This window comes from Variovorax ginsengisoli (genome assembly GCF_030811835.1).
Taxonomy (GTDB): Bacteria; Pseudomonadota; Gammaproteobacteria; order Burkholderiales; family Burkholderiaceae_C; genus Variovorax; species Variovorax ginsengisoli_C.
This window is the reverse complement of record NZ_JAUSRO010000015.1, coordinates 97,951-111,864: the sequence shown is the minus strand read 5'-3', so window position 1 is coordinate 111,864 and position 13,914 is coordinate 97,951. Positions and strand designations below refer to the sequence as shown.

Sequence of the window (13,914 nt, the reverse complement as noted above, 5' to 3'; positions counted from 1 at the left end):
GGAGTGGTATCCCGCAGATTGTCGTCGGAACGACAAGTTGGCGTCAAAGTGAGTCCTACGATCCAGCCACCGTGAAGACCACCGCCACCACCTTCCCTCGCCTGCTCCTGGACCACGCACAGCGCCAGCCCACTGCGGCTGCGGTGCGCGAGAAGGACCTCGGCATCTGGCAGACCTGGACCTGGGAGATGACCGCGCAGGCCGTGCGCGAAATGGCCTGCGGTCTCGCGAGCCTGGGTTTCAAGCCCTTCGACAACCTGGCCATCGTGGGCGCCAACCGGCCACACCTGTACATGGCGGTGATCGCCGCGCAGAGCCTGCGCGGCGTGCCGGTGCCGCTGTACCAGGATGCGGTCGCGGCCGAGATGGTCTTCATGCTGAACGACGCATCGATCGAGTTCGTGATCGCCGAAGACCAGGAGCAGGTCGACAAGCTGCTGGAATGCCGCGAGCTGCAGCAGGCGCAGGGCGAAGGCCAGGTGCACGCCATCCGCCACATCATCTACGACGACCCGCGCGGCCTGCGCCACTACACGCAGCCGGGGCTGATGAGCTTCACCGAGCTGCGCGAGCGCGGCCGGGCCTTCGACCAGCAGCATCCGGGCCATGTGGACCGCGCCATCGCCAGCGGCGAGCCGGACGACGTCGGCGTGATCCTCTACACCTCGGGCACCACAGGCCGGCCCAAGGGCGTGTGCCAGACGCATGCGAGCTTCATCGCCGCGGGCCATGGCGGCGTGGTCAGCGACAGGCTCGGCCCCGGCGACAACATCATGAGCTACCTGCCGATGGCGTGGGTGGGCGACCACCTGTTCTCCGTGGCGCAGTGGCTGGTGGGCGGCTTCACGCTCAACTGCCCCGAGTCGGCCGCGACGGTGATGAACGACATGCGAGAGATTGGCCCGAGCTACTACTTCGGCCCGCCGCGCACCTTCGAAGGCCTGCTGACCGCCGTGTCGATCCGCATGGAAGATGCCGCTGCGCCCAAGCGCTGGCTGTATGCGAAGTGCATGGCGCTGGCGCAACGCGTCGGTGCGGACATCCTCAACGGCGCGCCGGTGGGCGCCCTCGACCGCTTCAAGTACGCGCTGGGCGACCTGCTGGTGTACGGGCCGCTGCGCAACGTGCTGGGCATGAGCCGCATCCGCGTGGCCTACACGGCGGGCGCGGCCATCGGGCCGGACCTGTTCCGCTTCTACCGCTCCATCGGCGTCAACCTCAAGCAGTTCTACGGCCAGACCGAGACCTGCGCCTACGTCTGCCTGCAGCAGGACGGCAAGGTCAAGCTGCAGACCGTCGGCACTGCGGCACCGGGCATGGAACTGCGCATCGCCGACAACGGCGAGGTGCTGGTGCGCGGCGTGTCAGTGCTCAAGGAGTACTACAAGCGCCCCGACGCAACGGCCGAGGTGCTCGATGCCGACGGCTACTTCCACACCGGCGACGCCGGCGTGCTCGACAGCGAAGGCCACCTGCGCATCATCGACCGCGCGAAGGACGTGGGCCGCATGCACGGCGGCGCGATGTTCGCGCCCAACTACATCGAAAACAAGCTGAAGTTCTTCCCGCAGATCAAGGAAGCCGTGTGCTTTGGCGATGCGCGCGATGAGGTCTGCGCCTTCATCAACATCGACTACGAAGCGGTCGGCAACTGGGCCGAGCGGCGCGGCCTGGCCTATGGCGGTTACGTCGACCTGGCCGGCAAGCCGGAGGTGCTGACGCTGATCGCCGAGTGCGTGCAGAAGGTGAACGCAGACCTGGCCGCCGAATCCGGCATGGCCGACACGCAGATCGCCCGCTTCCTGGTGCTGCACAAGGAACTCGACCCCGACGATGACGAGATGACCCGCACGCGCAAGGTGCGGCGCGGCTTCGTCGCGCAGAAATACGCGGTGCTGGTCGATGCGCTATACGACGGCCGCGCCGAGCAGTTCATCGAGACACAGGTGAAGTTCGAGGACGGCCGCACCGGCTCGGTCAGCGCGACGCTGCCGATCGTCGATGCCACGCGTTATCCCGAAGTGAAGGCCGCCGCATGAGCGACAGAAAAACCGGTGATGTCATCTTGGACATCCAAAACATCAGCTTGAGCTTCGGCGGCGTGAAGGCGCTGACGGACATCAGCTTCGACGTGCGCGAGCACGAGGTGCGCGCCATCATCGGCCCCAACGGCGCGGGCAAGAGCTCGATGCTCAACTGCATCAACGGCGTGTACCAGCCGCAGCAAGGCTCCATCACCTTCCGCGGCCAGGTCTTCAAGCACATGAACTCCCGGCAGGTCGCGCAGATGGGCGTTGCGCGCACCTTCCAGAACCTGGCGCTCTTCAAGGGCATGAGCGCGCTCGACAACATCATGACGGGCCGCAACCTGCAGATGAAGAGCGGCCTGCTCGCGCAAGCCTTCCGCAACCCCTTCGGCTGGGGCTCGGCCGAACGCGAGGAGCTGCAGCAGCGCGAGTTCGTCGAACGCATCATCGACTTCCTCGAGATCCAGGCCTTTCGCAAGACGCCGGTGGGCCAACTGCCCTACGGCCTGCAAAAGCGCGTCGACCTTGGCCGCGCACTCGCGATGGAACCGCAGGTGCTGCTGCTCGACGAGCCGATGGCCGGCATGAACGTCGAAGAGAAGCAGGACATGAGCCGCTTCATCCTCGACGTGAACGACGAGTTCGGCACGACCATCGTGCTGATCGAGCACGACATGGGCGTGGTGATGGACATCTCCGACCGCGTGGTGGTGCTCGACTACGGCAAGAAGATCGGCGACGGCACGCCCGATGAAGTCCGCAACAACGAAGACGTGATCCGGGCATACCTGGGCGTGGAACATTGATCATGGGATTTTTCCTCGAAACCCTGTTCGGCGGCCTGATGGTCGGCATGCTGTACGCGCTGGTCGCACTCGGCTTCGTGCTGATCTTCAAGGCCTCGGGCGTCTTCAACTTCGCGCAGGGCGCAATGGTGCTGTTCGCGGCGCTGGCGATGGCGCGCTTCTCGGAATGGTTTCCGCAGTGGTTCCATTTCGAGAGCAAGGTGCTGGCGAACGTGCTCGGCTTCATCGCGGCCGCGCTGTGCATGGTGGCAGTGGCCTGGGCGGTCGAGCGCTTCGCGCTGCGGCGGCTGGTCAACCAGGAAGGCATCACGCTGCTGATGGCCACGCTGGGCATCGCCAACGTGCTCGACGGCGGCGGCCAGCTGATCTTCGGCAGCGCCACCTACAAGATCGACATCGGCATGCCGAAGGACCCGATGCTGGTGCTGGAGAACGTGTTCGAGGGCGGCCTGCTGCTCAACAAGGAAGACCTCTATGCAGCGGTCGCTGCGGCGGCACTGGTCGCGCTGCTCACCCTCTTCTTCCAGAAGACACGCACCGGCCGCGCGCTGCGGGCGGTGGCCGACGACCACCAGGCGGCGCAATCGATCGGCATTCCGCTCGGGCGCATCTGGGTCATCGTCTGGTCGGTCGGTGGGCTCGTGGCGCTGGTGGCCGGGATCATCTGGGGCAGCAAGCTGGGCGTGCAGTACTCGATCTCGCTGGTGGCGCTGAAGGCCTTTCCGGTGGTGATCCTCGGCGGGCTCACCTCGGTGCCGGGCGCGATCCTGGGCGGGCTGATCATCGGCGTGGGAGAGAAGCTCTCGGAGATCTACCTCGGCCCGTACGTAGGCGGCGGCATCGAGAACTGGTTCGCCTATGTGCTCGCCCTCGCCGTCCTGCTGATCAGGCCGCAAGGTTTGTTCGGCGACAAGATCATCGACAGGGTCTGACCATGTTTTATCGAGAGAACGGTCAATTCAAGAGCAGCTACCGCGCGGACCTGGCGCTGTTCCCGATCGCGCAGGACCGCTGGGCGATGCTCGCGCTGCTGGCGATCTGCTTCGTCGCAGTACCGATGCTCGTGAGCGACTACGCCTTCCGCGCGGTGCTCATCCCCTTCCTCATCCTGTCGCTGGCGGCCATCGGCCTGAACATCCTGGTGGGCTACTGCGGGCAGATCTCGCTGGGCACCGGCGCTTTCATGGCGGTGGGTGCCTACGCGGCCTACAACCTGCAGGTGCGCATCGATGGCATGCCGTTGGTGCTGTCGATCCTCGGCGGCGGCATGGCGGCAATGGCCCTGGGCGTGGTTTTCGGCATTCCGAGCCTGCGCATCCGCGGGCTGTATCTGGCGGTAGCAACGCTCGCTGCGCAGTTCTTCATCGACTGGTTCACCAACCGCGTGAAGTGGGTGACCAACGATTCGCCCTCGGGCTCAGTGGGCGTGCGCACGCTGCAGATGCTGGGCTACGAGTTCAGCACCCCCGTGCAGAAGTACCTGCTGTGCCTGTGCTTCGTGGTGGTGTTCGGCATGCTCGCGAAGAACCTGGTGCGCGGCGCCATCGGCCGCGAATGGATGGCGATGCGCGACATGGACGTGGCGGCCGCCGTCATCGGCATCCGCCCTGTGTACGCCAAGCTCACGGCCTTCGCGGTCAGCAGCTTCATCGTCGGCGTGGCCGGCGCACTGTGGGGCTTCGTGCATCTGGGCGCCTGGGAGCCGGCAGCCTTCGGCATCGAGAAGTCGTTCCAGCTGCTGTTCATGATCATCATCGGCGGGCTGGGCTCCATCGCCGGCTGCTTCTTCGGCGCGGCCTTCATCGTGCTGCTGCCGCTGCTGCTGAACTACGTGCCGCACTGGCTGGGCCTGCCGATCTCGACAGCCACCGCGTCGCACCTGGAACACATGATCTTCGGCGCGCTGATCGTGTTCTTCCTCATCGTCGAGCCGCACGGCCTGGCGCGGCTGTGGTCGACCGCGCGGCAGAAGCTGCGGCTGTGGCCCTTCCCTCATTGATATGGCTCACCCCCAGTCTTCGCGCACTCCGTGTCGCTTCGCCCCCCCTACCGGGGGCGACGCCTGCGGCCCGGCAAAGCCGGTTCCGCGGCATCTGCTGGAAAAGACAAGTACCCGTTTTTCGTGACGTGACTTAACTAGGAGACAAGAGAATGAAATTCCGAATGCAATGTGCCGCCGCAGCGATGGCTGTGGCATCCATCGTGGGTGGTGCTTCCATCGCGCAGGCTCAGCCGGCCGAGCAGTTCGTGCCGCTGCTGGTCTACCGCACCGGCCAGTTCGCACCGCTGGGCATCCCATGGGCCGACGGCAAGCAGGACTACCTGAAGCTGGTCAACGCGCGCGACGGCGGCGTCAACGGCGTCAAGCTGACCTTCGAGGAATGCGAGTTCGCCTACGACGCGGCCAAGGGTGTGGAATGCTATGAGCGCCTGAAAGCCAAGGGCACCGGCGCTTCGGGCTTCGACACGCAATCGACCGGCGTGACCTTCGCGGTGAGCGACAAAGCCATCGTCGACAAGATCCCGGTGGAGACGCCCGGCTATGGCCTGTCGCAATCGGCCGACGGCACGGTGTTCGAGTGGAACTTCCCGCTGCTGGGCACCTACTGGACCGCCGCCGACGTGATGATGCAGGACATCGCCAAGAAGGAGAAAGGCAACCTCAAGGGCAAGAAGATCGCGCTGGTCTACCACGACTCGCCCTACGGCAAGGAGCCGATCGCACTGCTGCAGAAGCGTGCGGCCGCGCAGGGCTTCGAGCTGGCGCTGTTCCCGGTCACGCCACCCGGCGTGGAGCAGAAGTCGGTGTGGCTGCAGATCCGCCAGCAGAAGCCCGACTACGTGCTGTTCTGGTCGGCCGGCGTGATGACGCCCGCCGGCATCCGCGAGGCCCAGGCCAGCGGCTATCCGCGCGAGAAGATCTACGCGATCTGGTGGGCCGGCTCGGACCATGACGTCAAGGACATCGGCGCCGGCGCCAAGGGCTACAACGCCATCACCATCCACAACAGTGCGGCCAAGGACAAGGTGCAGGACGACCTGAAGAAGTTCGTCTACGACAAGGGGCAGGGCACAGGTCCGGTCGACGAAATTGGCGCCCTGGCCCACACCCGCGGAATGATGATCTCGATGCTGCAGGTCGAAGCCATCCGCGCCGCGCAGGAGAAGTACGGCAAGGGCAAGTCGCTCACGCCCGAGCAGGTGCGCTGGGGCTTCGAGAACCTCAACCTCACGGCCGACCGGCTCAAGGCACTGGGCTTCGGTGAAATCATGCGGCCGGTGAAGACCTCGTGCGCCAACCACATGGGCGACGACTGGGCGCGCATCGTCCAGTGGGACGGCGGCAAGTGGGAGATCAAGTCCGACTGGTACCAGTCGGACAAGAGCTTCATCGACCCGCTGGTGAAGGAGTACGCCGCCAAGTACGCCAAGGACAAGAACCTCAAGGTCCGCACCTGCTGACCTGACATCCGTGCCGGCTCGCGAGAGCCGGCATGCGAAAGGCACGCAGCATTGGCGCCTTTCGCATGCTTCGGACACCATCATGAGCGGACCCAACATACTCCTCAACGTCAACGGCATCGAGGTCATCTACAACCACGTGATCCTGGTGCTCAAGGGCGTGTCGCTCACCGTGCCCGAAGGCGGCATCGTGGCGCTGCTCGGCGGCAACGGCGCGGGCAAGACGACCACGTTGCGCGCCGTGAGCAACCTGCTCGCCGGCGAACGCGGCGCGGTGACCAAGGGCACGATCGAACTGCGCGGCGAGCGCATCGAGGCGCTCACGCCCTCGGCGCTGGTGCAGCGCGGCCTGGTGCAGGTGATGGAGGGCCGCCATTGCTTCGCGCACCTGAGCATCGAGGACAACCTGCTGACCGGCGCCTACACGCGCACCGACGGCAAGGCTGCAGTGGCCCAGACGCTGGAGAAGGTCTACGCCTATTTCCCGCGGCTGAAGACGCGGCGCACCTCGCAAGCGGCCTACACGTCGGGCGGCGAGCAGCAGATGTGCGCCATCGGCCGCGCGCTGATGGCCAACCCGACGATGGTGCTGCTCGATGAGCCGTCGATGGGCCTGGCGCCGCAGATCGTCGAGGAGGTCTTCGCGATCGTGAAGGACCTCAACGAGAAGGAGCGCGTGACCTTCCTCTTGGCCGAACAGAACACCAACATGGCGCTGCGCTTCGCCGACTACGGCTACATCCTCGAGAACGGCCGCGTCGTGATGGACGGCGAGGCGAAGGGCCTGCGTGAGAACGAGGACGTCAAGGAGTTCTACCTCGGCGTCGGCGGCGCCGACCGAAAGAGCTTCCGCGATGTGAAGAGCTACAAACGAAGAAAGCGTTGGTTGGCATGAGCGATTTCTACGACGCCCTCGAAGTGCGCGACCCGGCCGAGCGTGAGGCCGACCTGTTCGCCGCGCTGCCCAGGCAGCTGGTGCATGCGCAGACCGCGGCGCCGGCCTTCGCCGAGATTCTGGCGGGCATTGACGTGGCCGCCATCGGCAGACGCGAGGCGCTCGCGCGTCTGCCGGTCACGCGCAAGTCGGAGTTGCTCGAGCGCCAGAAACAGCATCGCGCGAGCGACCCCTTTGGCGGCTTCAGCGCCACCGTGCGCGGTCCGTCGATGCTGCGGGTGTTCGCGAGCCCGGGCACGATCTACGAACCCGAGGGCGCCAGCCGCGACTACTGGCGCACGGCACGCGCGCTGTACGCCGCGGGCTTTCGCAGCGGTGACCTGCTGCACAACAGCTTCAGCTACCACATGACCCCCGCAGGCTCGATCCTGGAGAGCGGCGCGCATGCCCTGGGCTGCACCGTGTTTCCCGGCGGCACCGGGCAGACCGAGCAGCAACTCGAAGCCATGGTCGAGCTCAAACCGGCCGGCTACGTCGGCACGCCGAGCTTCCTGCGCATCCTGCTGGAGAAGGCAGCGGCGGCGAACGTGGCGCTGCCCAGCCTGACCAAGGCGCTGCTTTCGGGCGAAGCCTTTCCGCCGAGCCTGCGCGACTGGCTGGCCGAGCGCGGCATCGACGGCAAACAGTGCTACGCCACCGCCGACCTGGGTCTGATCGCGTACGAGACGAGCGCGCGCGAAGGGCTGGTGCTCGACGAAGGCGTGCTGCTGGAGATCGTGCGCCCCGGCACCGGCGACCCGGTGCCCGACGGCGAAGTCGGCGAGGTCGTCGTCACCACCTTCAACCGCGACTACCCGCTGGTGCGCTTCGGCACCGGCGACCTCTCTGCCGTGCTGCCCGGCGCCTGTCCGACCGGCCGCACCAACACCCGCATCCGGGGCTGGCTCGGCCGCGCCGACCAGACGACCAAGGTGCGCGGCATGTTCGTGCACCCCGGTCAGGTCGCGTCCGTGATCAAGCGCTTCCCCGCCGTACTGCGTGCCCGCCTGGTGGTCGAGGGCGAGATGGCCGACGACCGCATGACGCTGCACGTCGAGACCGCGGACGACGCGACGCTCGAACCCCGTGTCGCCGAAGCCATGCGCGACGCCACCAAGCTGCGCTGCGACATCGTGCGCGTGGCACCGGGCTCGCTGCCGAACGACGGCAAGGTGATCGAGGACGCGCGGAGCTACAAGTAGTCCCTGCGCAAGCGCGGCGAGCGCCTTGCGGACTCAGAGGGCTTCGTGCGCAACGGCGCCCGCACCTTCGCTCGATTCCTCCGGGGCTGGCCCGACGTACACCGATTGCGGGCGGATCAACCTTCCCTTGGCGACCTGTTCGCGCGCATGGGCCAACCAACCGACCACACGGCCGGCAGCGAACACGCAAGTGAAGCTCTCTCGACCGAAGCCCAGGGCTTCGAGCAGCAGCGCGGTGTAGAACTCGACGTTGGTCTCCAGTGCACGGTCTGGCTTCTTCTCGCGCAGGATCGCAAGCGCGGCCTGCTCGGCCGCCTCGGCCAGTTCGAGCCGTGCCGCGTCGACGCTGCCTTCGGCACCCAGCCGATGCAGCGCCCCCTTGAGTGCATCGGCGCGCGGATCGCGCACGCGGTAGATGCGATGGCCGAAGCCCATCAGCCGCTGGCCGCTGGCTACGGCCTCTTCCAGCCAGACGCGCGCGTGGGCGGCCGTGCCGATGGCATCGAGCATGTCGAGCACCGGACCGGGCGCGCCGCCGTGCAGCGGCCCCTTGAGCGCGCTGATGCCGGCCAGCACCGCCGAGGTCAGACCGGCGCCGGTCGACGCCACCACACGCGCGGCAAAGGTCGAAGCATTGAGGCCGTGATCGCACACGGTGACCAGGTAGGTATCGAGCGCGGCAGTCTGCATGGCCGTGGGCGCAAGGCCATGCAGCATGCGCAGCATGTCCGCCGCGTGCGGCAGATCCGCGTTGGGCGCAAGCGCCTGCACGCCCAGGCGCCAGCGCATGACCGCAGCGGTGTAGACGGCGGGTGCGGCCAAGAGGCGTAGCGCGGTGGGCAAGTCGTCGCCATCGGACAGGCGCGCCATCAATGCGCGCACGGCCTCGATGGGTGACATGCGGCGCAGGACGTCCGCGTCGTTGGGCTGCAGTTGCTCGAAGGCTTCGCGGCGCGCGCGGCCGATGGCGGCACGCAGTGCCTCCTGCGAGGGCACGGTGTCGAAGAAGCCCTCGAACAGCAACGCCACCACGTCTTCATAGCGCCAGCGCTGCGCGATCTCGTCAAGTTCATGGCCGCGTATCACCAGCCGACCCGTTTCGCCGTCCACCTCGGACAGCACTGTGTGCGCAGCGACCACACCTTCGAGGCTGCCATCGTCGTCGTTCATCGTCTTTGCTCCTGTATCACGATGGCATCGATTCTGTTCGCCTGGCCATTGACGTCAATCTTGATTTATTCTGTCAACATGAGTCTGTCGAAAGCTCCTCTTTGGCTGCCCTCCGCCGCCGCGCTCGAACTGATGCAGGTGCGTCCGCAGACGCTGTACGCCAGCGTGAGCCGCGGTCGCATCCGCGCCAAGCCGGACCCGGCCGACCCACGCCGCAGCCTTTACCACCGCGACGATGTCCAGCGCATCGCCACGCGCGCGCGCGGGCGGCGCAGCACCGAGGCCGTGGCGAGCGAGACCATCCGGTGGGGCGAGCCGGTGATGGCCTCGGCCGTATCGACGGTCGCCGGCGGGCGGCTGCTGTATCGCGGCCAGGACGCTTGCGCCCTGGCCAGTTATGCCACGCTGGAAGAAGCCGCCGGCGTGTTGTGGGAGAGCGAGTCGCCGAGCTTCGTGTCTGCGACCCCCACGGTTTCGGTGCCCGAGGGCATGCAGCCGCTTCAAGCCGGACTCGTGGCGCTTGCTTCACGCGCCGCGACCGACCCACCCTCGCGCGGGCGCTCGCCCATGGTGTTGAAGGCCGAGGCGGCCGATGTGATCGGCACGCTGGCGGATGCGTTGCTGGGCCCCGCGCCCTCACGTTCGATGGCGCTGCACGTTCGGCTGGCCGCTGCATGGCGCCGGCCGCGCGCCGCCGACGACCTGCGTCGCGCGCTGGTGCTGATGGCCGACCATGAACTCAACGCCTCGACCTTCGCCGCGCGCGTGACGGCGTCCACCGGTGCCTCTGTGGCCGCCTCCCTGCTCACAGGCCTCTCTGCGTTGACGGGCCCGCTGCACGGTGGCGCGTCGGCGGCCGTGCAGGCATTGGTACGCCATGCCATCGCCGTCGGCACGGAGGCCGCTGTGCGCGAATGGCTCGCCCACGACCGGGCGCGGGCCGCTTTCGGGCATCCGCTCTATCCGGCCGGCGATGTGCGCTGCAGCGCGCTGCTCGAAGGCATCACCCTGCCCGACACCTTCCAGGAACTGCGCGCCATCGGCGAGAAGCTGGTGGGCGAAGCGGTGAACATCGACTTCGCGTTGGCCGCCATGGCGGCGGTGCACAGGTTGCCAGCTCACGCGCCATTCACGCTGTTCGCGCTGGCGCGCTCGGTCGGCTGGACGGCCCATGTGCTGGAGCAGCAAGCCACGGGTCGTTTGATACGACCACGCGCACGCTACACAGGCCCTGCACCGGCCACAGTCGATGAAAAGCCGCCTCGCTCACCTCATCCATCGCGTCGCAGCGCTTCGACGCGATAGCCCGACCTCGGTCAGCCTCGCATCGAGGCGTCGTTGAATGCGGCGTTTCGCTTCATCACCTCGATCAAAAAGTCCATCGCGGCGCGCACCGGGCCAGCGCTCTTCATGTCGCGGTGAACCACCAGCCAGATATCCCTGGCAAACGATGAATCGCTGTCGGAGACGCGCAACAATGTCTCATCGGCATCCCCCAGGAAGCAGGGAAGCCCGCCCACGCCTGCGCCCGCACGGACGGCCGCGTGGTGGCTGTTGATGTCACTGAGTTCGCAGGCAATGGGCCGCTTGCCCGCCAGGCTGCGAAGCCACTTTTGCTGGGGCATGTCTTCGAATCGCGCGTCGTAGGCGATGAACTCCCAGCGCTCCGGATGCGAGAGCGCTTGGTAGTGGCGACTCGCGTACAGAGCGAACGCCATGGTTCCCAACTTCCGTACGACGCTGCCCGGTTCCTTGGGCCGGACCAGTCGAACGGCAATATCCGCCTCGCGCCGACTTAGCGACACCTGCTGCGCCTGGCCGGATACGGACAGCTGGATGGCGGGAAACCGCTGGCGAAACTCCGTCAAATGCGGCGCCAGGAAGCTGGCCACCAAGACCGGCGGCACGCTCAGCGATACCTTGCCGGCGAGTGGCGATTGGCTGGCGCGAGCGACTCGCTCGATGGCGAATGCATCGTCCTGCAAGGCCAGCGCCAGCGTGAACACATGCGCCCCCACGTCGGTCAGGCGGCAGGCGCGCGGCAGCCGCTCCACAAGGCGCACCTGCAAGGCGCGCTCCAAGGAGGTCAGTCGGCGACTGACGGTCGCGTGGTCAACCTTCAACTCGCGGGCTGCGCCCGACAAACTGCCCGCGCGCCCGACCGCGATGAAATGCCTCAAGTCTTCCCAATCGAACATCTGTGCATTTTCTCCAGGATGGGTTGCATTTTTTGGGAATTTACGCACAGCGATACGCCACCTAGCATTCGACCCTTGCAGTCTCATGGGGTGCCGCTCGATGGCTTCTGTTCCTTTCACCCGTCGCCAGCGCGGGACCTTGGCTGCCGCGGGCCTTGGCTTCGTTGTGGTGCTGCTCGATGTCAGTGTCGTCAACGTGGCGCTCGAGACGCTGCGCGTTGCTTTCGGCACCGATATCGCCGGGCTGCAATGGGTGGTCAATGCCTACACGCTGGTCTTCGCGGCGCTGCTCCTGACCTCTGGGGCGCTTGGGGACCGGATGGGTGCCAAGCGGGTCTTCGTGGTGGGCTTGGGCGTTTTCACGATGGCTTCCCTCGCATGCGGACTCGCGCCGAGCCTGGCGTCGTTGGTGGCCGCGCGCATCGTCCAGGGCATGGGCGCGGCGCTGCTCGTTCCCAGTTCCCTGATGCTGCTTCAGCAGGCGTTTCCCGATCCTGTCCAACGCAGCCGTGCGGTCGGCTCGTGGGGCGCGGCCGGCGGCATTGCGCTGGCAGCCGGTCCGGTGCTGGGCGGCCTGCTCATCGCGCACGTGGGGTGGCGCGGCATCTTTCTCATCAACCTGCCCGTCGGCGCGCTCGGTTTGGCACTGACCCTGCACCATGCCCCCACCGCCATCGCGAAGGCAGGCCGTGGACTCGACCTGCCGGGGCAACTGGCGGCCATCCTGGCCCTCGCTTCGCTGACTGCGGCGGTGACGCAAGCCAGTCGACTGGGGTGGACGCACCCCTGGGTCTGCGCTGGCGTAGCCCTGTCGCTCGTCAGCGCAGCCGCGTTCTACGGGCTGGAGCAGCACAGCAAGGCGCCGATGCTTCCGCTCTCGTTGTTCCGCAGCGCGACCTTCTCGATCGCGACGGCAGTGGGTCTGTCGGTGAACTTTGCCTACTACGGGCTGGTGTTCGTCTTCAGCCTGTTCTTCCAGGCGGTCCAACATCTTTCTCCGCAGCAGACCGGCCTGGCCTTCTTGCCGATGACGGCCATCTTGATGGTCATGAACATCGTCGCCGGACGGCTGATCACCCGCATCGGCACGCGAGCCCTGATGGTGACCGGGCTGGCGCTCGCATCGTTGGGTTACCTTCTGCTGCTTCGAATCACTGCAGACCGCGCTTATCTGACACTCGTCCTGCCGATGCTGCTTGCAGCCAGTGGCATCGCGCTGGTGGTTCCGACCATGACCAACGCGACCTTGTCGTCAGTCGACGCCGCGCATGCGGGCATCGCTTCAGGTGTGCTCAATTCAGCCCGACAGATCGGCGGCATGCTGGGGGTGGCCGTGTACGGGTTCTTCGTGCGGAACACGGAACCGAGCCTCTTCCTGCATGGCATGCGGCTATCGCTCGCCCTGGCGGTCGTTCTTTTGTCTGCAGCGGGCGTCCTGAGTTACCTGGGCTTGAAAAAGCACACCTGTGCGGGGACGGTGGTCCAGGCCAGCAGTCGATGATCCCGTCCTGGCGGTGCCGGCGCGAGAATTGCGCATGCAAACGAGAAATGCCATGCTGGAAAATCCGACACCCTTGACGACAGAACGTCTGATCCTGCGTGCATGGCTCGACCAGGATCGCACGCCTTTCGCGGCCATGTCGGCGGACCCCGAGGCCATGCGGCACCTTCTGCCCTTTGCCTCGCACGAAGCGGCCAATGCCTGGATCGATCGGCAGCAAGCGCATCTGAGGGCCCATGGCTTCTGTTTCTGGGCACTCGAGTCCAGGGAGACTGGCGAATTCATCGGCGCGGCAGGTCTGCTGCGCGTGGCCTACGACGCGCACTTCACGCCAGCCGTCGAAGTCGGATGGCGCCTGGATCGCCGCTTTTGGGGCCAAGGACTTGCGCCCGAGGCCGCGAGGCGCGCCATCGAGTTCGGGTTCGCGCATCTCGGCATTCCGGAGATCATCGCCAACACGGTCGCCGCCAACAGGAATTCGCGCCGCGTGATGGAGAAGCTCGGCATGTCGAACGATGCGGCGGATGATTTCGACCACCCGCTGGTGCCTGTCGGAAGCCCGTTGCGACGCCAGGTGCTGTACCGCCTGCCACGGTGATGCCAACCCCTTGCAC

Annotated in this window: 12 protein-coding genes; 10 read left to right on the top strand and 2 right to left on the bottom strand. The window is 66.5% G+C overall.

Annotated features, from left to right (window positions below):
- Positions 1 to 71 precede the first annotated feature (71 nt).
- The 7 genes from J2W36_RS21255 to J2W36_RS21225 all read left to right on the top strand — a co-directional run bounded on the left by J2W36_RS21255 (position 72) and on the right by J2W36_RS21225 (position 8,431).
- The gene (locus tag J2W36_RS21255; protein WP_307691765.1) at positions 72 to 2,039 is read left to right on the top strand and encodes an AMP-dependent synthetase/ligase; all 1,968 of its coding nucleotides are present in this window, start codon (positions 72 to 74) and stop codon (positions 2,037 to 2,039) included.
- The gene (locus J2W36_RS21250) at positions 2,036 to 2,833 is read left to right on the top strand and encodes an ABC transporter ATP-binding protein (RefSeq protein ID WP_286646941.1); all 798 of its coding nucleotides are present in this window, start codon (positions 2,036 to 2,038) and stop codon (positions 2,831 to 2,833) included. Before J2W36_RS21255 ends, J2W36_RS21250 begins: the two co-directional genes overlap by 4 nt.
- A 2-nt stretch (positions 2,834 to 2,835) precedes the next feature.
- Complete coding sequence (locus J2W36_RS21245; protein ID WP_307691764.1) at positions 2,836 to 3,765, top strand: branched-chain amino acid ABC transporter permease; 930 nt, start codon at positions 2,836 to 2,838, stop codon at positions 3,763 to 3,765.
- 2 nt (positions 3,766 to 3,767) lie between these two features.
- A complete protein-coding gene (locus J2W36_RS21240; protein WP_307691763.1) occupies positions 3,768 to 4,832 on the top strand; it encodes a branched-chain amino acid ABC transporter permease in 1,065 nt (354 codons plus the stop codon).
- A 185-nt stretch (positions 4,833 to 5,017) separates the two neighbouring features.
- The gene (locus tag J2W36_RS21235) at positions 5,018 to 6,295 is read left to right on the top strand and encodes an ABC transporter substrate-binding protein (protein WP_307691827.1); all 1,278 of its coding nucleotides are present in this window, start codon (positions 5,018 to 5,020) and stop codon (positions 6,293 to 6,295) included.
- Between the two features lie 82 nt (positions 6,296 to 6,377).
- On the top strand, positions 6,378 to 7,190 hold the full coding sequence (locus J2W36_RS21230) for an ABC transporter ATP-binding protein (RefSeq protein WP_307691762.1): 813 nt from the start codon (positions 6,378 to 6,380) through the stop codon (positions 7,188 to 7,190).
- Positions 7,187 to 8,431, top strand: a complete 1,245-nt coding sequence (locus J2W36_RS21225; protein WP_307691761.1) for a phenylacetate--CoA ligase family protein — start codon at positions 7,187 to 7,189, stop codon at positions 8,429 to 8,431. Before J2W36_RS21230 ends, J2W36_RS21225 begins: the two co-directional genes overlap by 4 nt.
- Positions 8,432 to 8,464: 33 nt before the next feature.
- On the opposite strand, the gene J2W36_RS21220 is transcribed toward J2W36_RS21225, so the two are convergent.
- Positions 8,465 to 9,601 carry a citrate synthase/methylcitrate synthase gene (locus tag J2W36_RS21220; protein WP_307691760.1) on the bottom strand — a complete coding sequence of 379 codons (1,137 nt, stop codon included), beginning with the start codon at positions 9,599 to 9,601 and terminating at the stop codon, positions 8,465 to 8,467.
- Positions 9,602 to 9,679: 78 nt separating this feature from the next.
- Here J2W36_RS21220 and J2W36_RS21215 point away from each other — a divergent pair, with 78 nt between their 5' ends.
- Positions 9,680 to 10,906 carry a citrate synthase gene (locus J2W36_RS21215; RefSeq protein ID WP_307691759.1) on the top strand — a complete coding sequence of 409 codons (1,227 nt, stop codon included), beginning with the start codon at positions 9,680 to 9,682 and terminating at the stop codon, positions 10,904 to 10,906.
- A gap of 11 nt (positions 10,907 to 10,917) precedes the next feature.
- Here J2W36_RS21215 and J2W36_RS21210 read toward each other — a convergent pair whose 3' ends face one another.
- On the bottom strand, positions 10,918 to 11,799 hold the full coding sequence (locus J2W36_RS21210; RefSeq protein WP_307691758.1) for a LysR family transcriptional regulator: 882 nt from the start codon (positions 11,797 to 11,799) through the stop codon (positions 10,918 to 10,920).
- Here J2W36_RS21210 and J2W36_RS21205 point away from each other — a divergent pair.
- A complete protein-coding gene (locus tag J2W36_RS21205) occupies positions 11,768 to 13,300 on the top strand; it encodes an MFS transporter (protein WP_307691757.1) in 1,533 nt (510 codons plus the stop codon). The two genes, J2W36_RS21210 and J2W36_RS21205, sit on opposite strands and share 32 nt — an antisense overlap.
- A gap of 73 nt (positions 13,301 to 13,373) precedes the next feature.
- Positions 13,374 to 13,898, top strand: coding sequence for a GNAT family N-acetyltransferase (locus J2W36_RS21200; protein WP_307691756.1), 525 nt, complete (start codon positions 13,374 to 13,376; stop codon positions 13,896 to 13,898).
- Positions 13,899 to 13,914 lie beyond the last annotated feature (16 nt).